Below are 21909 nucleotides of genomic sequence, written 5' to 3' on the forward strand. Positions count from 1 at the left end.
CTAACGTTTCGGGGCTTTGCGTTCGGGCGGGAAATCGAAGCACAAAAGCTGATATTATTACTAATGTTCAATTGAAAATCTGCCGTTGAATTTTGCACTTCAGCCCGCCTGACGCAAAACCCTTGTTAGGCGTTCGTTTTTTCTATCTGTTTGTTGTTTCTACTCCATTCACTCCACGAACCGACATATAGCTTTGGGGTTTCCATTTCAGCATATGTCAGTGCTAATAAAGTATGACAAGCTGTTACTCCTGAACCACAATGAACTATAATGTTTCCAATGCTAATATCTCCAAATATTGTTTCATATTTATTTTTTAGTTCGTTGGGTTTAAGGAATAATCCGTTCTGGTCTATATTTTCCGTAAATGGAACATTTATTGCACCTGGAATATGTCCTGCAATTAAATCGATTGGTTCGGTTATTCCGTCATATCGTTCTTTGTCCCGAACATCAACTACTAAATAATTAGGATTTTGCGATACGCTTTCTACCTCATCAATTTCGATTGTTGGTAAATTCCATTGGTTAAACTGATATAGTTCTGAATTTCTTTTAATGTTTTCGGTTTTCGAACTCAATGGAAAATGTAATTCTTTAGCCGTCTTTAATCCACCATTTAATACTTGTACTTTTTCGTGTCCAATTGATTTTAGCATCCACCAAAATCTTGCAGAAGCATTTGAACCATTTTTATCGTCATAAATAATAATATGCTTGTCGTTGGAAATGCCAAAATCTGACAAAGTTTTTGCAAAATTTTCTATTTTAGGTAATGGGTGGCGTCCTCCGTCCGAAAAATCAGTTTTAATATCTGCCAATTGAGAATTTAAGTCAATAAAAAAAGCACCTTCTAAATGTTCTGTTTCGTAGTTAGCTTTAGCATTTTTACCGTTGCTAACATCGAAAGTCATCACATCAGGATTTTTGTATATTTTCAGTAATTCGTCCACTTCTATTATTGGTGATATTTTCATTTTTTCTTTAAATTTCTATTTCTGACCGTGGTTGTGCAAAATGACGCCTAACTAGTAAATATCATCAAATATATACAACTTTTTTAAATCTTTAAAATTATTCTTCAAGTTTTTTCTTACTTTTTAAATCAACCATACGATCTAGAGGACTTTGTATTTTATCTACAGCAGTTTTAGTTAAATGGGTATAAATAGTAGTGGTTTTAATGCTTGAATGGCCTAAAAATTGCTGAATGTAGCGTATATCGGTTCCATTCTCTAATAAATGTGTTGCAAAACTGTGACGTAAAGTATGAACTGTTGCTTTTTTTTCTAATCCCGTTAGTTTTAAAGCATTTCGCATCACTTGTTGCACGCTTCCAGTGCTATAAGGCTCGCCAGCAAATTGGCCTTCAAAAACATAATGCTTGCCCTTGTAAAGCTCTCTATAAAGTTGTAACGAGGTTACAATAGAATAGGGCAACATAACCATTCTATCTTTTTTTCCTTTAGCATTTTTAATATGAATTTTTTGCTCTTCAAATAAAATATCACTCCATTTTAAACTCACAATCTCACTAACACGCAAGCCAGCTCCATAACCTATTAATAATAATAGTTTGTGTTTTGGATTATCTACAACTTTAAAAATCTGTAAACATTCCTCCATAGTCAATACAACAGGTAATTTTTTCTCTTTTTTTGGTCGAGGTAAAACAAAACTATAATCAACTTTTCCCAATACTTGTTGGTAATAAAATTGAACACCATTCACCATGCTATGTCCACTTGTGGCCGATAAGCCACGTTCCATTAATGAACCTAAAAATCGAATAATTTCTTCTCTATTAATACTTTCTGGATTTCGAAATTCAAAATAACGCAAAAACTGAATAAAAGCACCGCAATACGTTCGCAATGTCGAACTACTGTAATTCAAAGCTAACAAGGTGTCAATCATACTACTTAAGTAAGTTTGCGCTTGTACCGGAACCATGTCTAACAAACTTTTCTTTGTTTTAGATAAATCTAATTGTTTTTTATTAGGCAAATTTCGCTTATCTAAATAGTTTTTTGGAAGCAAATTCTCAATGTCAATTCCAGTAGATTCAAATTGCAAATGCAACGAATCCATTACAATTGGTGCTGCCGGAAGTAAATAACAATTTTTAGATTTGCTAAAACGTGCCAAAGAAAAACGTTTTAATTTTTCATGAACCGCCACTAGTTTCGGAACATAAACTTCCATCCATGAGGTTGCTTCTGTGTGTGGTAAAATCTTAATCTTTCCTTTAACAGGTAGTAAATCTTTGGTAAAATAATCTGATCCAAAAAAGGAACCAACACCTAAAACTGCTTCCACATGCTGCTTTACAGTTTCATTTCTAAAAACCATATAGCTTTTATAATTTCCGTTCCAATAAACCCCTTTTATCTTTAAAAGTTGTTTGCTAATTTCATGATGAAAATGCATTTTAAAAACCCAATACTTACCTATACTTGGCAACAATTGCAACTTCAATTTTTCTGAAGTTATCTGAGTTTGTTTATGTTCAGGATTACTCAAAGTTGAGTCTAACTGAAGTACGCTTGAAGAAGCTATGGGTGAAAGGTCACGGTTATTAATACCGGTCACCAAAGTAGTATTAGAAGATTCGGTTACCACAACCAAATCAGGAAAGTGAAAACGTAATTTATGATAAGAAGCTTTGGAATAATCTAAATACCAACAACGACGTGAACCACTGTAAGTTGCACCAATTCTTTTTAAAATTGCAATAACTTCAAAATCCTTATCAAAAAACACCCCAATCCGATAGGCATTATGGTGAAAAATCTTTTCAATTTGAATACGTTTCATGGCAAATACTAATTAAATGGCTTATAATAATACAAATATATGAAAAATAGAATAACAAACAAATCATATAAATACCAAACTCAAGTAACCTTCTGTCAAGTCGAGCGAAGTCGAGACAAAACAAAACAACATCAAAAAATCACCATGTTAGCTTTGTTAATTCAAGCGAAGTCAAGACTCAGTAGATATTAAGAAGATACGAAGTATAAAAGGCACAGATTTAGCTCCGATAAAGTATAGATACTATATAGATACTATATGGATAGTGTATGCTTTAAGTATATTTTGACCATCTATAATCAAAAGAAAAAAAAGCACCGATTTCTCAGTGCTTTTAAAATTTTAGTATGTGTTAGAATTACATGCCTCCCATTTGTTTCTGAAATTCTTCCATAGTTACTTTTGTATATCCTTCACCTACAACAAAAGCGTCTGTTGGAATATCTTTAGAAAACTTTGTTGCTTTCATAATCATTTCACCTTGAGCGGTTTGAGTCGTAATTTCTAATGGATATCCCGAAAGTTTTAATTTTGATTCAGAAGATTCAACTTGTGGAGCGATTGCTTCAGTAATGTAAAATGTATTTTTAGAACCATCGTTCAATGTAACAGTAGCTTTATAACATTTGAAACCTACAATTTCTTTAGTATCTTTCTTATCGTAAATAATTTCTTTTGCATTTTCTAAATTGGCAAGCCCACGAGATTGTTTAGAAGCTTCCTCTCCAGCATCTGTTATTTCATACTTCATACCCATAACTTCCATTGTCATTTTAGTCTCTTTTTTATTCTCAGTAGGAATTATAGTCTTCATTAACATCATTCCTGCCATCATATCCATATTCATGGCTTGTGTTTTTTCGTCAAAGTTTACAGTCATGGTGCTTTCTCCCATAGCGGCCATTTGTTCATTTGCACTTGGCATAGTTAAACTGTATGTTACAGAACCTTTTTTTAATTGTGTTTGTGCATGGGCTGTAATTCCTAAAAATAATAAAGAAGTTAAAGCAATTTGTGTGATTTTTTTCATGTTAGTTTTTTGTTTGTATAATTATTGTAAATATAATAAAATACTATTTTAATACAAATGGAATTAGTATTTTACTTACAGTTGTATCTTTAATTCTTCTTTAGTAATATTTTCTCTTGTGAAAATTGGTATGCCGCATCTAAGAAAGCAATCATTTTTTTCCAATTGGCATTAGGTTCATATGAATTGAAATAATTTTTTGTAGAAACAATGACTAATTTATTGTCTTTTATTTCGGCTCTGCTTACAAAACTCCCGGTTTCGTTTTCCACTTTTACATTTAGTTTTTCTAAGCCACTAACGGTATATCCTTCAGGAATATCTAAGTTGATAGTGTATTCAAATGAACGTGGAAAAATGGTATAAATATTATAGGTTCTTTCGTATTCTTTTTCTTCAATATCTACTTGTGAACTGATGAATTTTCCAATATCTAATATATAATTGTTTCCTGCTTTTTTGATAAAATTTGAAGTAATAGTAAAAATTTCTGTAATCACTAATGGTTCATCGATACCAAATCTTCCTGTTTTGTCAATTTTTAAATCGTGTTTATCTACTTTAATGTCATAATCATCTTCAATTTCTTTTTTATATTTTTCAACCTGATTTTGTTTGAATTTTTCAATTAATGCAGCATATTCTTTTTTGTATTTATCCTTGTTTTTTTGTTTTCGAACTAAATCTATAACCGGACTTGTACCATATTTTTCATAATCTTCATTGATATAATCGTAAAACTGAATCTTACTATTATGCTCAAATTCTTTATTATGACCATAAAGCGAAGCTATTTTTGTTGCATTTGCAGCTGTAAAGTCTTGGTTTAAAGAAAGGTTAGTGGTTACTTTTGTAACATTGTCTTTATATGTTAAACCTGGAAGTGTTATTTCTTCAATATCGCTTACTTTTTTACTTTTTGAAACTTTAAGTGCATAAGCTTTTGTGTTTTCTAGCGTGCTATCAAACTGATTTGGGATAGAAAAAGGATCAAAAATTCCGAAATAAATAGGTTTTTCTGTATTTACTTTTAGTAAAATTCTAATATTTTCCTGAATTAAAGCATCGCTAATTGGACCATTTTCTCTTCCAGTTGCAACAATAATATCAAATTCGATTTTATGTTTCTTTAGAAATTGCATAAAGTAATTAATGAACTGTTCTTCTTTAGTAAAAAAAATAGGTGCATATCCATATAGCATAAACGGATTCATAATATTAGCATCGTTAATTACAAAAGCTTCAATATATCTTGTGTAAAACTGATGGCGCATAAAATAGTATACCGCTTTTACTTTTTCTTCTTTAGAATCATATTTCTTGTCTTTTAAAAAGTTTTCTACATCATTTAAATTACCTTCAGGATAAAATTTTGAATCATAATAATTAAAAATATCTTCTTTTGAAACCGTTCTTTTAATGATACTTTCTTTTTCAGGTAAAAACGCAGCTGCTCTTTGCTCAAATTTTCCCGAACGGGCAAAATAAACCTGAAATTTGTATGATGGAAGTTCTACTAATGGTAAGAACCATCTTGGAAAATCGTTTTTAGGAATGTCTGTAGCCACAATTTCATATTTGCGTTCGCCACTTTTTTCTAATGGAATTTGTTTTAATTCGGGTCCATTATTGTAGGTGTTGAAGTTAACAAAGAAATCATTTTCGGTTTGAAAAGTTAATTTATAATTTAAAATTGGATACGTTTCACCCAGTGTTCGTTCTACAGCATCAAATCCAAATTCATAAGTAGAACTGAAGGTTTCTGTGCTATAATTATAGAAATCAATAATATCGCCAATTTCTAAATTTGGAACTGCAATTTTTTTCTCTTTGTCAACGGTAACGGCTTCTTTTTCTGTGTTTATGATGTTTTCTGTTCCGTTTGGTTTAATAACTTTTATGCCAATAACCGTTTTAAGAACAGCTCCATATCTTGGATTTGATTTTTCGGAATAACTAAATTCTGAAAAACTTGTTACAGCGGCTTGGTCGTTTAGTTTTACTCTTTTTCTGAAAGCAGCTCTATACGTTACACTTTTACCAAATTTATGAAAATCGTAATCTTCGTATTTATAGATTACGACTGCAGATTCGTTTTTATATTTATCTGGTATAGTATTGTTGTTTTTGTATTCGTCGTTTTTGCCCCAAAAGAAATCTTTAATCTCGTCTTTTGTTTGTGCTTGTGTAAGGCTAACCCAAAGTAAGGTTAGTAAAAATAATTTGAATTTCATTTTGGTTTTTTATTTGGTTAAAACAACTTGTTCTGAATAGTTTTTTTGAATTGTGGCATAATGATTTTTCCAATCATTAAATTTTGATGACTTGATGATTCCGTTTTTAAATTGAAATTGTTTGGTGTAAAACAGTGTATTTCCTTTTACTTCATATGTCATTAAAATGATATAATCATCAGTTATTATCGAAATGTTTTCAGGAGTTTTTGATACTTTGTATCCTTCAGGAATTTGTAAACTAATTGTAATATCGTCAAATGATTTATAACTTAACAAAAAATCGGTTTTACGCTCTTTAAAATCGAATGAATTGAACTCTTTGTTATAATTCAAATCCACATAAATTTCATTATCAAATGAAGAAACATGATTGGCAATGGAAACATCATAATCCAAACTTAATTTTTGATCTCTATTTGATAAATCAGACGTTTTAATATTTGTTACGGTACAATTTTTATCTTTCGAGTTTAAGAACCATCGTAAAGCATCTTCTTTTTTGTCATTTTTTATCGAGTTATAGCTGTATAAGAAGGAAGCTCTACTTTCGCCAAGATAATCAATTTTTACTTTTCCTTTCAAGGTTTCGTTCTCAATAACGTAGTTAATTACACTTTTTTCGGTATTTGAAGCTGCATTTAGAACGGGAATTTTATCTATAACGAATTTATCTCCATCTTCAATTAAAACTTCTTTTCCTTGAATTCTTTGTGCGTATTCTCCAAACGAATTGTATTTTTCTGTTCCATCTAAAAAGTAGTTTTTACCATCTTTAATCAAAGCACAAATCATATGATTGTCTACAGATAGAGAAGGAGTGCTGTAATTATAAGCAATATGATTGGTTCCGATCCAACATAATCTAGCATCAAAACCAGCAAGTTTTAGCATTTGTTTAGTTAAGTTGGCCATTCCTTTACAATCGCCATATCTTTTTTGGAAAACATTTTGCGAGTCATCGGGTTTAAAACCTGCAATTCCATCTTCAAAAGCAATGTATCGGATATTATCTTGAACCCAATAGTAGATGTTTTTTATTTTTTCATCATCGGTTTTTGCATTGGCTGTTAACTCTTTAACTTTTTCTGCGAAAATTGATGTATCATCTTTCATGGAATCTACAAGTGATTTGTACCATTTATATAAATCGGCAGTAGAACTAAAAAGTGTTTTCTTTTCGTTTTTAACTGAAAATGATTTTGCAACAAATAAGATATGTGGATATAAAAAACTTGGTCCTGGACTATAGTTTTCTTTTGGATTTCCGTTTAAATTTTCGATTGTGTAAGTGTAAATTGTATTTTCACCATTTTGCGTTATTGCTTTTTTGATATCAAAACCATCGAAGTTAAATTCTTTAATTTCTAAATCTAACCATTTTGGAATTTCAATAATTACTTTTTTTTCTAAAACAGGAAATTCATCGCTAAAATAAATACTTGTAAAATATTTGCTGTCTTTGATTTTCTTTTCCATTTGATATTTATAGGTATAACCTTGAACAGGAAAATCAACTTGCATGAATTTTACTCTTGCATCATTATAGAATAAGTCATCGCTTTTGTAAAATTCATCTTTTACAAAAAAGTTAGCTTGTTTATCAGTTTTGTATTTTAAAGAGAAGTTTTCAATTGTAGATTGACTGTCATAAAACTCATATTTTTGTATATCAGCTCTATGATTTATGTTCATTAAGTTTTCTTTTACATTGTAATTAACTTCTAGAAGATCGTTTGTTTTGTTACTATTAAAAGTTACTTTTTCGGTACTATTAAGAATTGCAATGTCGAATTTATCGTACTTTTCTCGTATCGATTTTGCGGTTTTAATTTCTTCAGGAGATGGATCTGCATTTTTTTGAGCAACAGATGATATACAAAAGAAAAGGGCGAATAAAAGTGAATATATTTTCATGTTGAAATAATTTGCAATAATATAAAAAAATAGTTTACATATAAAAATAAAAACTGCCTTTTAGTAAAGACAGTTTTAAAATTTTAATTAAAAACAGAGGTTTTATTTTTTTATAAAACTTTCTGAATATTTTTTACCATCTTCTGTTTCAATTAAAAGAATATAAACTCCTTCAGATAAGTCTGAAACTGAAATATTTGAATTCGAAAGTTGAACTTTTTTAACTACTTTCCCTAAAGTTGAAACGATAGAAATATTTTTAATAGTTAGTATTTCGATATTTGAAAGCGTAAGAATATCAGATGTTGGGTTAGGATATAATTTAATTTTTGAATTACCGTTATCAATTAAGCTTAACGGACTTGAACCTTCAATTACTGTTAAAGCTTGATTAATAGCTGGGTTGTTAATTATATCTACTACTCCAGATGGCCAAATAATTACAACTTGAGAAATTGTTGTTTCTGTGCCTATTCCAAAATGAGCATTTAAAGTACTCATATGTCTAAATCCTTCACCACTTCTAATGTCTCTAATTTGTTTTCCCCAAGCACCATGAATTTCAATTCTTGCGCCAATTCCGTTTCTATTGCTTTGAACACCTTGAAGATTAAACTTTATCCAATTGTTTCCATTAGGAACTGCATATCTTATAGTTGTTCCGTTTTGAAAATCTAAAAAGCCATCATCGTTTAAATCTCCTACAGATGAAACTCCTAATCCTGTGTATGTAACCGGTGCAAAGATATTATTACCTTGATTAAACATAATTTTATTTCCGCCACCAATAACATCTACTTTACCATCATTATCAAAGTCATAAGCTAGGTTGTCAATATTTGTTGATACATTTATGTCCCATCCTGAACCTACAGTAATATTAGAGTAAGCTTCTTCAGTTCCATTAGTAGTGTCTAAATTATTTCTAAAAAAATTATGTGTACCAGAACTTGCTGTGATTATAATATCCATATCGCCATCGTTGTCAAAATCTGCAATAGCAGATGACCAAGTTTGTATAGGTGTGATGTTAATTCCAGCTAAAGCAGAAATGTCTGTATATAGCCCGTTTCCATCGTTACGATATAACTCACAAGGAGGACCTGAACATTTTGATACAAAAACATCAGAATCACCATCGTTATCAAAATCTGTGAATAAAGTAGCGTAATTTCCTGTAGTTGTTGCAATGCTCATTGCACCTGGAGTTACTGTTGATTGATAAAAAGTTAAAGCTCCAGTTCCATCATTTAAATAGTAACAACTAGGAGCAATATCATGACAAACAAAAACATCTAAATTGCCGTCATTGTTTAGGTCGGTAAAATTCGTTCTTTGCGAAAATATGTATTCTCCTGGTGTGTTTGTACCATACGCTGTTCCTGTACTATTTGAAGTTAAGATTGTAGCGCCACTTCCATTACCTAGAACAATATCGTTAAAACCATCTTTGTTATAATCTCCAGCAGCTAAACTCCAATTTGGTTGTAAAACGGTTCCAGATAATGGATAATCTGTAACTGTATATGTTCCTGGAGTAGAAGTTTGATAGTGTATTCTCATATTGGCAGCACTTATACCAACAATATCATCTTTGTAGTCTCCATTCATATCAACAACGCAAATATTATAACCACTATCAATTGTAGCAACAGTTTGTGTTGTATATGAAACCGGTGTTGTAGGTATTATAATTGTACTCTCAGATAATTGAAAACTAAAACCTGTATTGTTTGTTGTGTTTAACCATCTGTTGTCCCATGCAATATAATAGGTTGTTCCAGCCACAACGTTAAAACTAACCACAGAAGAATAACCAGAACCAGTATCATCATCACCTGCAAAACAAGTTAAAGTTGCGCAATTACCAGTATAAATATGAACACGAGTGTCTTTTCTTGGTGTGTTTGCAGCAATATCAGAGGTTATGGTAACTGAATAATTTTGTGATGGAGTATAAGCATACCATTCTCCAGCAGGAATATTTCCTACAGGAATAGCACCATTAGCTGCACAAAAAGTGCTAGGTTGTACTCCATTAATAACTCCAACAGTGTAAATTCCAGGACCTGAAATTGGTAAGGCAGTATCACAATTGTCTTGTGCGTAAATACCTAAGGTAGTTAGTAATGAGAATAAATAATAAAAAGTAGTTTTTTTCATAGTTGAGATGTTTTTGTTAGTAGGTTTGTTTTTTTAATTGCAAGGTGTTGTTAATGAATTAATCCATTCTTCAACAAGGAGTACGCCTTCTTCATGAATAACAGTTCTACCATGTAATGGCATTCTATAGGTTTCGTCTACAGTATTAAGTCTATGATACAGCATAGATCTGTAAATATTTCCAGGCGTAACAAGTTTAGAAAGAGCAGGTTCAAAATTTTGCATATCCTGAGTATCTACACAAACTCCCATGTTTGTTAAATTGTTATAAGTTTCCGAAAAAGCAAATTTCATTGGTCGGTAATCGCAATGACCGTGTTCTTTGTGGCAATGAGCGCAATTAATATCAAAGTAAGAGCGAACTCTTTTTTCTAGTGGTTTTGTACTATCATTGTAATCAACAATAGTGTTTGTTTCTGAAGGTAAACTAAAATCATTAGTTAAAATTCCAGTGTCAATCCATTTTGTTAACTGATTTTTAGTTTCGTTTCCATAATTAAACAAACTATTAAGGTTTTGAGGTTTTATGCCAATAGGAATATTTTTTTGCACATAATTTCCGTTTTCATAGCTTTTAGTTTTATGACAAACAATACATTGAGATTCATTTGGAATGCGATAATCTACAGTTCGGGTTACATCATTTTCATCTTTAAAAGTAATATTTTTTGTGCTTCCATTCAAATCTAAATAAGCTTCAGTTTGCTCATCATTCCAAACATAGTCAGCAAAAATCCATCCATCAGATTTACGAATCATAATTCGAGTTTCAATTATTTTTGTGGTATTAGAAGGTTGTACGTTATCGTAATAAAATGTTTTAATTAGTACAGCTCCAACAGGAAGATCTAAGATTTGATCATCACCATTGTAAGTTGCCTTCATACCATTTGGTAACCAAATAAATCTTTTTTTATGAGCATAATCCGTAAATAAAGAAGAAATGGGTTCATAAGGCAAAACATTTAATGAAGGAACTTGATTTTTCATTTCTCCTTCAAAAAAGTGATAATCCGATAAGTTAGGATATGGGACTTGAGTTAAATCTACAATTACAGGTGAAATTGGTATGTATTCTTCTTCATCGTCTTGATCTGTACAAGAAAAAAACACAAATAATGAAATAGCAAAAAAGGATAAAATTGCGTATTTTTTTGTCATATTGATAAAGTTTGTTTGTTTTTGTTTAAACAAATATAACTTTTTTTTTAAAATAACAAATTTTTACAGAGTTAAAAACTAAATATTTAACAGTTTTTCTGAAATTTCAACATTATAATTTTTTAAATTGTTTAAAGCGTCTTTTGAATGATAATCAAATGACATTTCCAATTCTTTGTATTTCTTTTTGTGTTCAATTCTATTAATAGTATCATAAAAGCGTCGAACTTCCTCTAAGCTTGAAAGTAATAAACGAGGAACTTTGACGCTTTTACCTTCTTCATTTTTAGCAACCATTGTAAAATAACTCGAATTACAATGTTTGATTATTCCTGTTTGTATATTTTCAGAAACGATTCTTATACCTACAACCATTGAAGTGTTTCCAACAAAATTAACAGATGCTTTAAGTGTCACTAACTCGCCAATTTCAACCGGATTTAAAAAATCTACTGTATCTACTGAAGCTGTTACACAATAACAACCCGAATATTTGGAAGCACTAGCAAACGCAATTTGATCCATTAAACTTAATAAATAACCACCATGAATTTTTCCACTAAAATTTGAATGAGATGGTAACATTAATTCGGATAATGTTATTTTAGAAGCTTCTACAGTGTTTACAGTATTCATAACTTAACGGTTAGAAAAAGGAGAATTTTCAAGGTTTACTTTGGTGATATAATAACGTGTATCACCCCACCAAAAAAATGTTTTGTATCGTTCCTCGTATTCTAGTTTTACATATTTTCCTTGATATTTCTTGAGATCTTCAATAACTTCTGGTTGATTATCCATTACTGAAAACTGAAAAATTTGAGCACCAGAAATTCCTTGACTCAATTCGCCTTCCCAAGTTTTTACGACATATCCTTTGTGGCTTATTTTTATTAATTCGCCAGATCGTACGCCTTCACTATAAGGTATAAAATAAATAAAAGAGAAATAACCAATTACTACTAATGTAATTGATAAAATAGAGTAAAGAATTATTTTTCGTATCATAACTTTTTATTTTAATTGTTTTCAGTTTCTAGATTAATTTGTTCTTCATTACCCGCTCTTTTTAATATTGATTCTGGTAGCGATTTTTTGGCTTTTGCTCCCATTTTCTTTAATTTTTCAACGCTGGTAATAAGGTTTCCTTTCCCTTCTGTAAGTTTGTTCATAGCGTTTCCATATTCAACTTTAGCTTCATCCATTTTTTTACCAATTTTTATCAAATCGGAAACAAAACCTTCAAATTTATCATATAATGCACCTGCCTGACGCGCAATTTCAATTGCATTTTCTTGTTGCTTTTGATTCGTCCACATGCTATCAATTGTACGTAAAGTAGCCAAAAGGGTAGAAGGTGTAACAATTACAATATTTTTCTCGAAAGCTTTATTATATAAACTTGTGTCTTCATTCAAAGCCACAGCAAAAGCAGATTCAATTGGTATGAACAACAATACAAAATCCGGACTTTCCATGTGGTACAAATCGTGGTAATTTTTGCTACCCAATTGCTCCACATGACGATTAATCGAAACTATATGTTCTTTTAAATACTGATTTTTTACTTCCGAATCTTCTTCGTTGATGTAACGTTCGTAAGCGGTTAAGGTTACTTTCGAATCGATAATCATTTTTTTGCCATCCGGAAGATTGATGATAACATCCGGAAAAACACGATTGCCATCTTCCGTAACATGACTTTGTTGCACAAAATATTCTCTGTCTTTCTCTAATCCTGATTTTTCTAACACGCGTTCTAAAACCAATTCGCCCCAATTTCCTTGCATTTTGCTATCACCTTTTAAGGCTTTGGTTAAATTGATGGTTTCCTTGCTCATTTGTTCGTTCATTTCGCGAAGGCCCAAAATTTGTTGGCGTAAAGCTGCGTGATAATCGATACTTTCTTTATGTGTGTCTTCGACTTTCTTTTCAAAAAGTTGGATTTTATCTTGTAAAGGCGATAAAATGGTTTTCAAATTCTCCTTGTTCTGCTCGGTGAATTTAATCGTCTTTTCTTCCAGAATTTTATTGGCTAAATTTTCAAATTCTTTAGTAAATTTTTCTTGAAGTTGCTCTACTTCTTGCTTTTGTTCTTTATTGCGTTCCCAAAGATTTTCAAAATCATTCTCTTTTTTAGCCAAATGAATAGCTAAACTTTCCTTTTCTTTTTGAAGATTTTCTTTTTCGGAAGAAAGTTGGACAAATGATTTTTCAAACTGATTTCGCTCGGTTTGAAATTGAATTTTTAATTGTTCAATTTGACCTAAAAGTCCGTTAATACGTTCTTCTAAACCTGATTTTTCGGATTGTGATTTGGCAGAAAATAATATTTTCCCAATGAAAATTCCAATTCCTGATGCGATAATAAATGCGGCAAGTACTAACAGTGTTTGTGACATGGTTGCTTATTTTTTTAAAATGTAAATGTACTAAAAATATAAATTTGAGGACATATTTGATTGTAAAAGTCTTTGATATTTTGTAAAAATGCTAATTAACGGTAATATGAATCATTCATCTAATTTTTATATTAAATATTTGTTAAATGCTTTTTAATCAGTTGTTTATATAAAAGTGTTTTTTATCTTTACCATGTGATTTTGATTCGTTATTGAATATTTCGTTAGTTAAATATCTAATATGAGATTCGTTTGTTTATTCTTTTGGGTTATAGTAAATTAGAAAAACATAATAAATCAAAATCGACACAGGGAGGTCTTAATCAAGGCCTCCTTATTTTTTGTTTCACTCCAACAGTTTTTACTATCTTCGCCACACTTAAAACGGATTATCTAAATGCATCATCACTTTCTTATTCATAAGCCTTACGGATATTTATCTCAGTTTATTTACCAATTAAAACGCAAAAAAAAGTTGTTGGGCGAATTATACGATTTTCCCGAAAACACTATGGCGATTGGACGTTTAGACGAAGATTCTGAAGGTTTACTTTTGTTGACGACAGATGGCATGATGAGCGAAATTGTCCGAAGCAAAAAAGTAGAAAAAGAATATTACGCTCAAGTAGATGGATTAATTACTGAAGAAGCCGTCGAACAATTGAGAAACGGAGTTGAAATCGGTTTACATGGTAAAAAATACAAAACCAAAAAGTGCAAAGCTTTTAAATTAGAATCTGTTCCCAATTTAGGCGAACGCGGTAAAAAGATTAGAGATGAGCGTCACGGTCCAACTTCTTGGGTTTCGATAACTTTAACTGAAGGTAAATTTCGTCAAGTGCGAAAAATGACATCAGCGGTTGGTTTTCCTACGTTGCGATTAGTTCGTGTGCGAGTAGGAAACATACATTTGAATGATTTAAAAGCAGGTGAAGTTTTAGAAGTCAGTGGTTTTGATGTATAAAAAAACAGCTATTTCAGGTGAAATAACTGTTTCTCTTATTGAATTAATATAACGATTATTTGAAAATCTCCATAAAAAATGTTTTCATCGCTTCCCAACTTCTTTTATCCGCTAATTCGTTGTAAGCAGCGCCTTTACTGTTATTGCTTCCAGCATCTTTGTGAGTAAATGCATGAACCGAATTTGCATAATAAATCATTTGCCAATCGGCTTTTGTCTCGCGCATTTCGTTTTGGAAAGCTTCCACCTCTTTTGCAGGAACATAAGGATCATCCGCTCCATGTAATACTAAAACTTTTGCTTTAATTTCATTAGTTGGACTATTCGCAGCTTTTCCTAAACCGCCATGAAAAGAAACTACTCCTTTTACGTTTAAGTTACCACGAGCCGTTTCGATAGCACCAGTTCCACCAAAACAATATCCAATTACTGCGATTTGATTTTTATCAGCACCGGCTTTTACTAATTGGTCAATCGCCAATTGAATTCTTTTTTGATATTCAGCAGGATTATTTTTGTAGAAACCTGCATTTTTACCTGCTTCACTTGTGTTTTTTGGATTGTTTCCAACTCCGTAAATATCCGCTACAAAAGCATGATAGCCTAATTTAGATAAATTTTCAGCTGATTCTTTTGCGTGAGTATCAACACCCATCCAAGCTGGAAGAACTATAACACCTGCTTTCTTAGGATTAGCTTTTTTTGCTTTAGCAAAAAAGCCTTCTAATTTTTGATTACCATCTGCGTAATCTATTTTTACTAATTGCCCAAAACTATTCAATGTTGCTAAGAGTAAGGTAATGTAAATGTGCTTCATAATTTTTTTTAGTAAAATTATGAAAATTGAAGACACTTAGCGTTAAACAAAAGGTAAAATTGGGATAAATTATTTGATTTTGAACTTACCAATAGAAGCATCAAAAATCAGGTGTTCGGTATCAAATAATGTATTAAAAATCCCAGTTTGAATCAAATTACAAGGTTGGTCTTGTACGATTTGAGTTGGTGTGAACACTATCATTTCGTCTGTCATTTGAATCGCTAAATCAATGTCATGCGTAGAGTAGAGGATGGTTTTGCCAGTTTCGTGCGTAAGTTTTTGCAATAATTTCAACAAAGTCGCTTTGTGAACCAAATCTAAATGTGTCGTAGGTTCATCTAAAATTATAATAGAAGTATCTTGCGCCAAAGCGCGTGCAATCAAAGCAATTTGTAACTGACCATCACTAATTTCATCGTGTTTTTTGTGAACCAAATGTTGGATTTCAGTAAGTGAAATAGCTTCTTCAATTTTGATTGTATCTTCTTCGGATAAAGTTCCTAACCAATTAGTATATGGCTGCCTTCCTAAAGCGATGATTTCGTAAACAGTTAAATTACTTGGTGGCAATTTTTCAGTTAAAACGATGCTTAATTCTTGCGCTAAATCAAGTGGTTTGTAGCTTTGAAGTGACTTATGGAGTAAAGAAACTTCACCTTGTAAAGGAGGAATGATTCCTGTTAATGTTTTTAGTAATGTTGATTTCCCAATTCCGTTTTCACCAATTAAAGCGATTAATTTGCCTTTTTCTAAATCAAGATTGATATTTTGAGCAATAGTAATCGTTTCCGATTTTGACTTGTAGCCAATCGAAAGGTTTTGGGTTTGTATGGTGAAATTTTGTTTAGTCATTATGAAATACAAAAATAGGTTTTACCACATAGAAACATAGTTTTTTAAGAGGTTTGTCTAGAAACTAAAGTTTAATTTAGTTTTTTATTCTTTTTCTAACTTTTTGAAATACTCGTTTACAAATGTTTTTTGACCTTCTCTAAAAATATTGAAACAATTAAAATTAATAATAATTCCTTTCGGAACCTTTAATAAATTCATGTAATTTAAAACTTGAGCATCATGAATTGGTTTTATTTCAGAAACTGATTTCAATTCAACTACTAAACAATTTTCTACAAATAAATCACAACGAAATTCAATATCAAGTTCTTTTCCTTTATAAACAACAGGAATTTTAAATTCGGATATAAAATTTATGTTTCTATTGGTTAATTCCTCTATTATACACTGTTGGTAAACACTTTCCAATAATCCACTTCCCATGTTTTTATGCACTTCAATTGCAGCTCCAATAACATTAAATGTCAGTTCGTCTAAATGTTTTTGTGTCATATTTATTTTAGGTATTTATCACATAGAAACATAGATTAATATTATTTCATTTACTCTATCTGTAAAAACAAGTTTTCTATATTATTCTCAACATAAAATAAACCTATGTTTCTATGTGGTTATATCTCAATTTTTATAACGTTAATCTAAAATCGTTTCTTTCTAACTAACAGCCAAATTACTACTGGTGCTCCAATTACTGAGGTTATCGCATTTATTGGTAAGGTTATATCATTTCCTGGAACTTGAGCAATCGTATCACAACAAAGCATGACAATCGCACCAAGTAACAGCGTACTCCAAAATAACACAAAATGATTACTCGTTTGAAACAATAATTTTGCCATATGAGGAACCGCCAAACCTATAAAAGCGATAGGACCTGCAAATGCGGTAATGCTACCTGCTAGAATACTGGTGGAAATAATGATTAAAAATCGTGTTTTCTTATAATTTATTCCGATGCTTTGAGCGTATTTTTCTCCCAATAATAAAGCATTCAAAGGTTTGATAACCATGAAACTAATTCCAATTCCTGTGATAACAAAAACGGATAAAAGTGAAATTTCATTCCATGATAAATTCGAAATGCTTCCCATCGACCAAAAAGTAAATTTCTGTAATTTTTCAGCCGAAGTAAAATACGATAAAACCGAAACTATCGCACTAGTGAAACTTCCAAACATCAATCCGACAATCAGAATTGCCATGGTGTCTTTTAATTTTTGAGACACCAATAAAACCGCCATCAAAACTAAAAAACTACCTAAACTAGAAGCTAAAACCAATCCATAATTCGATAAAAAGAAGGATGAGATAAAGGTTGGTAAAAATCCAGTTCCTAAAATGATAAATGCTACTCCCAAACTCGCACCCGAACTCAATCCTAATACATATGGTCCAGCTAATGGATTTCTGAACAAAGTTTGCATTAAAAGCCCGCTCATCGAAAGTCCAATTCCTGCTAAAATTCCTGTGATTGCTTTTGGAAAACGGAAATTCCACAAAATGATTTCCCAACTTTCCTTACTCATTTCTTGTGATAAAAGTCCGTTAATCACTTCTTTTATCGGAATAGACACGGAACCTAAGCTAATATTCACCAAAAACAAAAACACCATTGCAACAAGCAAGAGGATAAAAAGAAGGTTTTGTTTTTTGGTTAATGGCATGCGTTGAATTTTTGGCTAAATTACGTTTTTAGAATCTATTTTCGTTTAGTAGTGTAGCACAAAGTTACACGAAGTTTTCACAAAGTTTCACAAATTTATCTTTGCGACTTAGCGTTTTTGCGAGCAATAATTATTTCAACTTCTCGAAAAAGAACAACTCATAATCAGGCAACACTTCAGGATGTAGAATCTTCACAATATCTTTTAAAACTAAATCAGGTCGATTTTGCGCTAATTCGTAATAAATTACACCACCTGTTTTGCCTTTTTTGGTACTAAATGAGTAAACGTTTTTGTTTGCAACCGCTTTGAAGTGAATGTAATTTGGATTATTATCCAAAATTTGTTGAATTGAACCAAATTGCCCTGGACCAATCCAAAAATCAGCATCTTTGGCTTTGTCTAAAACACTTTCGAACGATAAAGCTAAACTTCCCGTTCCTTTGGAATCTTTCCATAGATAATTTCCGTTAGCTTCTTTTAAGAAATAGGCTGCCCAACTATCGCCTTGTGGTAAAAACCATTGGTCTTCGTAAATAGCTCCTGCAAAAATCGTAGGTTGGGTTTTAGCGTTTTTAGCTAAAGCTAATACAGAATTGTATTCTTTCTCAATCGAATTAAAGATTTCTGTCGCTTTTTCGTCTAAATCATACAAAGCGCCGAAAAACTTAATCCATTCGGCTTTTCCCAAAGGTGTTTTTTCGGTCCAATCGCCGTTAAAGATGATTTTTTGACCGTTTTTTTCTAAATTTTTATACGTTTTTAAATCGCCATCCACACTAAAACCAACGATTACATCAGGTTGAATGTCTAAAATAACTTCGGTATTTAATCCTTGATTGGAGCCTAAATCTCTCACTTTTCCAGCATCGATTAAAGCTCGAGTTTTTTCAGATGAAATGTATTGTGTTGTTGGAAAACCAATTAATGTATTTTCTACACCTAATGATTCTAAAGCAGGAATATGTGTTGTTGATGTTACAATTACTTTTTTAATTGGTACTTCAATCGAAGTAAATTGTTGTAAACTATCTGGAATTTGAACGCCTTTTTTATGAAGTATGTAAGTGTAATCATTTTTAGCTTCAGGATAAGCGTTAGAAACTTTTACAACCGAAAAACCATCGTATTTTTCAATAGAAAATCCTTCCGCATGTTGAATGCTATTTTGTGCAGAAGTATTCAGATTTGCAGAACTTTCCGATTCTTTACATTGGATAAATCCCAAAAATAAAACGACTAACAAGAAATAATGGCGCATGAAAATGTTTTTTGCAAATGTAGTATTTTATTTTTTTGCCACGGATTATAAAGATTATAAAGGATTTTTTTTGTGACACTTAGTAAAAACATCATGTAACTTTGTGTAACAAATAAGACATAAATAAACCATTAAACCACTAAATTTGTCATAAAAAACATGAGAACGGATTCAAATGCTTTCCTTTATGCAGTAGCAACAATTATTTTGGCGCATTTTATCATTGGCTTTATTTGGTTATGGCGCAAGATGAATAAGAAGAAGTAATTTTTTGAAAGATGTTTAGTAAATATTGCATTTTTATAAAAATATAATACCTTTGCCCTCGAATTTTGGTTGTTGTTTCTGAATTTTTCAAAACAACATTAAAAGGGAATTAGGTGTAAGACCTAAGCTGTACCCGCAACTGTAAGCTAAAAAGCTTGTTATTATCTACATTACCATTGTTCGCCTTGGCGAATGAGAAGGTTGATAACAAGACGCAAGCCAGGAGACCTGCCACATTCATTGAGTAACAAACTTTCGGGAAAAAAAGTTTGAGTATGGGTAAATTCTGTGCTTTTCTCCCCAATTTATTAAATTTTTATTAACCTTAAAATGAACAAAAAGTTTATTGGCTTAAGTGTATTTACACTAGCTACTGCTTTTGCGTATGCTCAAGAATCAGATACGCTAAAAGTTACTAATTTAAAAGAAGTTGTCGTTTCCGACACAAAATTTGCGCAAAGCAAAGAAAAATCAGGTAAAATTATCGAAGTGATTACCGCGCAAGACTTAGAAGCTAAAAAAGGTCAAAATTTAGCAAATGTTTTGAGTCAAGTTGCGGGAGTAGAAATCAACGGAAATCAATCGTTCAATGGAAAAAACTTAGGTTATTACATTCGTGGTGGACGTAATCGTCAAGTAGCCATTTATATTGATGGTGTTCCAGTTTCTGATGCTTCAGGAATTAATATTGAATACGATTTGCGTTTAATTCCAGTAGAACAAATCGAAAAAATTGAAGTCATGAAAGGCGCTTCGAGTACGTTATACGGAACTGGAGCAGCAACTGGAGTTATCAATATTACGTTAAAAAAATCAGCTAAAAAGGAAATTTCAGGTAATGCGTATATCAATATGGGAACGCAAAATACTTCGGAAACTTCAAAAACGAGCGCACAAGATTTCAATCAAGGATTGTCTGTAAACGGAACTATTAATAAAGTTTCTTACATGACTACTTTAAATAGCACGGAAACAAAAGGAATGTCGGAAGCCGCTGGAGAAGATTTTGAAGAAGATACATTTTCGAGAGTGAATGTGTTACAAAAAATAGGTTTCAAAGCAAATGATAAATTAAGTTTTGAGTTTTTTGGAAATTACGACCGAATTAAAAATACGTTTGACAATTCGTTTGATGGTTTTATTGCCAATTCTGATGATTTGAACAATAATAGTTTTTCGGAACAATTTAGAATTGGTTTCTTGCCAAAATACAAATACAATAAAGGAGAATTTGCCATTAATGCAGGAGCTTCAACTATTGATAGAGTTTTAAATATTTCAAATTCGTGGTCCGGAACGATTGATAATTATAATTATTCAGGAAGAAGTGTTTCGATTGATGCTTTCAATAAATACAATTTCAGCAAGCAAGTATATTTAGTTTTAGGTGCGCAATATCAATATTTCGATATGACGCAAAAAGATGCTTACACTGATGTGGCAAGAGAAGGAGCGAAATTCAATTTATTTGATCCGTATGCAACTTTGGTTTTTAATTCTGAATTTGGTTTGAACATTAACGCAGGAGCACGTTTCAATACACACAGCGAATACGGAAATCAAGTAGTGTATAACTTAAATCCGAGTTATTCTTTCGAGAATTTACCTTTGAAAGTGTTAGCTTCATATAGTACGGCTTTCATAACGCCAAGTTTATATCAATTGTATGGTCCTTACGGAAATTTAGACTTAACTCCAGAAGAAAATGCTACAGCTGAATTTGGTTTCGAATCGCAATTATTGAATAAAAAGTTAACGATAAATGCGGTTGGTTTTTATAGAGAAGAAGAAAATACTTTTGGATTCTTTTATAATTCAGCAACATTTGAATCGTATTATATTAATGTTGACGGAACTTACAACGCAAAAGGAGTTGAAGCAAGTGTTCGTTACACATTATCTGAAAGATTTAACATTGGAGGAAATTATACATTTACTCAAGTTGAAGAGCAATTAAACCGTTTAATTCCAAAGCACAAAGGAAACGTTGATTTGAATTACAAATTCAAAAGAGGAACATTTGGAATCAATTATCAATTTGTTGATAAAAGAAGTGATGCCTATTATGATTCGAATGTTTGGGCAACACAAGCTGTTAATTTAGCTGCTTATCAGTTGGTTAATTCTAATATTTCTTATGAATTATTACCAAATCGTTTACATGTTTTTGGAACTGTAACGAATATTTTAAATGACGATTTTCAGGAAGTAATTGGTTATAATACCAGAGGAAGAAATTACAAATTAGGTTTGAATTTTCTGTTTTAGATAAAGTTTAATTATTTGATTTTAAAAGGTTTTGGTATTTATTTATCAAAACCTTTTTTTCTTTTTGTAACAAAAATAAATTACAT

General features: G+C 31.3%; 17 protein-coding genes and 1 riboswitch. Of the genes, 2 read left to right on the forward strand and 15 right to left on the reverse strand.

Annotated elements, in window-relative coordinates:
* Positions 1 to 125 precede the first annotated feature (125 nt).
* The 10 genes from GFJ94_RS11450 to rmuC all read right to left on the reverse strand — a co-directional run bounded on the left by GFJ94_RS11450 (position 126) and on the right by rmuC (position 13724).
* On the reverse strand, positions 126 to 977 hold the full coding sequence (locus tag GFJ94_RS11450; protein WP_153199845.1) for a sulfurtransferase: 852 nt from the start codon (positions 975 to 977) through the stop codon (positions 126 to 128).
* Positions 978 to 1074: 97 nt separating this feature from the next.
* Complete coding sequence (locus GFJ94_RS11455) at positions 1075 to 2817, reverse strand: tyrosine-type recombinase/integrase (RefSeq protein WP_153201669.1); 1743 nt, start codon at positions 2815 to 2817, stop codon at positions 1075 to 1077.
* Positions 2818 to 3175: 358 nt separating this feature from the next.
* Entirely contained in the window at positions 3176 to 3847 is a 672-nt protein-coding gene (locus GFJ94_RS11460) for a hypothetical protein (protein ID WP_153201670.1), read from the reverse strand.
* 89 nt (positions 3848 to 3936) lie between these two features.
* The gene (locus GFJ94_RS11465) at positions 3937 to 6081 is read right to left on the reverse strand and encodes a DUF3857 domain-containing protein (protein ID WP_153201671.1); all 2145 of its coding nucleotides are present in this window, start codon (positions 6079 to 6081) and stop codon (positions 3937 to 3939) included.
* Positions 6082 to 6090: 9 nt separating this feature from the next.
* Positions 6091 to 7998: a transglutaminase family protein gene (locus GFJ94_RS11470; RefSeq protein WP_153201672.1), complete on the reverse strand. Its 1908-nt coding sequence runs from the start codon at positions 7996 to 7998 to the stop codon at positions 6091 to 6093.
* A 102-nt stretch (positions 7999 to 8100) separates the two neighbouring features.
* Complete coding sequence (locus GFJ94_RS11475; RefSeq protein ID WP_153201673.1) at positions 8101 to 10161, reverse strand: FG-GAP-like repeat-containing protein; 2061 nt, start codon at positions 10159 to 10161, stop codon at positions 8101 to 8103.
* Positions 10162 to 10194: 33 nt separating this feature from the next.
* A complete protein-coding gene (locus GFJ94_RS11480; RefSeq protein ID WP_153201674.1) occupies positions 10195 to 11322 on the reverse strand; it encodes a hypothetical protein in 1128 nt (375 codons plus the stop codon).
* Between the two features lie 78 nt (positions 11323 to 11400).
* Positions 11401 to 11958 carry an acyl-CoA thioesterase gene (locus tag GFJ94_RS11485; RefSeq protein WP_153201675.1) on the reverse strand — a complete coding sequence of 186 codons (558 nt, stop codon included), beginning with the start codon at positions 11956 to 11958 and terminating at the stop codon, positions 11401 to 11403.
* A 3-nt stretch (positions 11959 to 11961) separates the two neighbouring features.
* Entirely contained in the window at positions 11962 to 12330 is a 369-nt protein-coding gene (locus tag GFJ94_RS11490) for a 6-phosphogluconate dehydrogenase (RefSeq protein ID WP_153201676.1), read from the reverse strand.
* An 11-nt stretch (positions 12331 to 12341) separates the two neighbouring features.
* Positions 12342 to 13724, reverse strand: a complete 1383-nt coding sequence (gene rmuC / locus GFJ94_RS11495; protein ID WP_153201677.1) for a DNA recombination protein RmuC — start codon at positions 13722 to 13724, stop codon at positions 12342 to 12344.
* Positions 13725 to 14121: 397 nt separating this feature from the next.
* On the opposite strand from rmuC, the gene GFJ94_RS11500 reads away from it, so the two are divergent.
* A complete protein-coding gene (locus tag GFJ94_RS11500; protein ID WP_153201678.1) occupies positions 14122 to 14688 on the forward strand; it encodes a pseudouridine synthase in 567 nt (188 codons plus the stop codon).
* A gap of 55 nt (positions 14689 to 14743) precedes the next feature.
* Here the strand turns inward: GFJ94_RS11500 and GFJ94_RS11505 are convergent, their stop codons facing one another.
* The 5 genes from GFJ94_RS11505 to GFJ94_RS11525 all read right to left on the reverse strand — a co-directional run bounded on the left by GFJ94_RS11505 (position 14744) and on the right by GFJ94_RS11525 (position 19288).
* A complete protein-coding gene (locus GFJ94_RS11505; protein WP_153201679.1) occupies positions 14744 to 15505 on the reverse strand; it encodes a dienelactone hydrolase family protein in 762 nt (253 codons plus the stop codon).
* Positions 15506 to 15574: 69 nt separating this feature from the next.
* Positions 15575 to 16360, reverse strand: coding sequence for an ABC transporter ATP-binding protein (locus tag GFJ94_RS11510; protein ID WP_153201680.1), 786 nt, complete (start codon positions 16358 to 16360; stop codon positions 15575 to 15577).
* Positions 16361 to 16444: 84 nt separating this feature from the next.
* Positions 16445 to 16855 carry a GxxExxY protein gene (locus GFJ94_RS11515; protein ID WP_153201681.1) on the reverse strand — a complete coding sequence of 137 codons (411 nt, stop codon included), beginning with the start codon at positions 16853 to 16855 and terminating at the stop codon, positions 16445 to 16447.
* Between the two features lie 146 nt (positions 16856 to 17001).
* Positions 17002 to 18027 (reverse strand): iron ABC transporter permease, encoded by a 1026-nt coding sequence (locus GFJ94_RS11520; RefSeq protein WP_153201682.1) that lies wholly within the window; start codon positions 18025 to 18027, stop codon positions 17002 to 17004.
* 130 nt (positions 18028 to 18157) lie between these two features.
* Positions 18158 to 19288: an ABC transporter substrate-binding protein gene (locus tag GFJ94_RS11525; protein ID WP_153201683.1), complete on the reverse strand. Its 1131-nt coding sequence runs from the start codon at positions 19286 to 19288 to the stop codon at positions 18158 to 18160.
* Between the two features lie 316 nt (positions 19289 to 19604).
* A riboswitch (cobalamin riboswitch) is annotated at positions 19605 to 19806 on the forward strand.
* A gap of 79 nt (positions 19807 to 19885) precedes the next feature.
* Between GFJ94_RS11525 and GFJ94_RS11530 the strand changes: the two genes are divergently transcribed.
* Positions 19886 to 21823: a TonB-dependent siderophore receptor gene (locus GFJ94_RS11530; protein WP_153201684.1), complete on the forward strand. Its 1938-nt coding sequence runs from the start codon at positions 19886 to 19888 to the stop codon at positions 21821 to 21823.
* Positions 21824 to 21909: the final 86 nt, after the last annotated feature.

The sequence above is a fragment of the Flavobacterium sp. LMO8 genome, from assembly GCF_009495755.1.
GTDB lineage: Bacteria > Bacteroidota > Bacteroidia > Flavobacteriales > Flavobacteriaceae > Flavobacterium.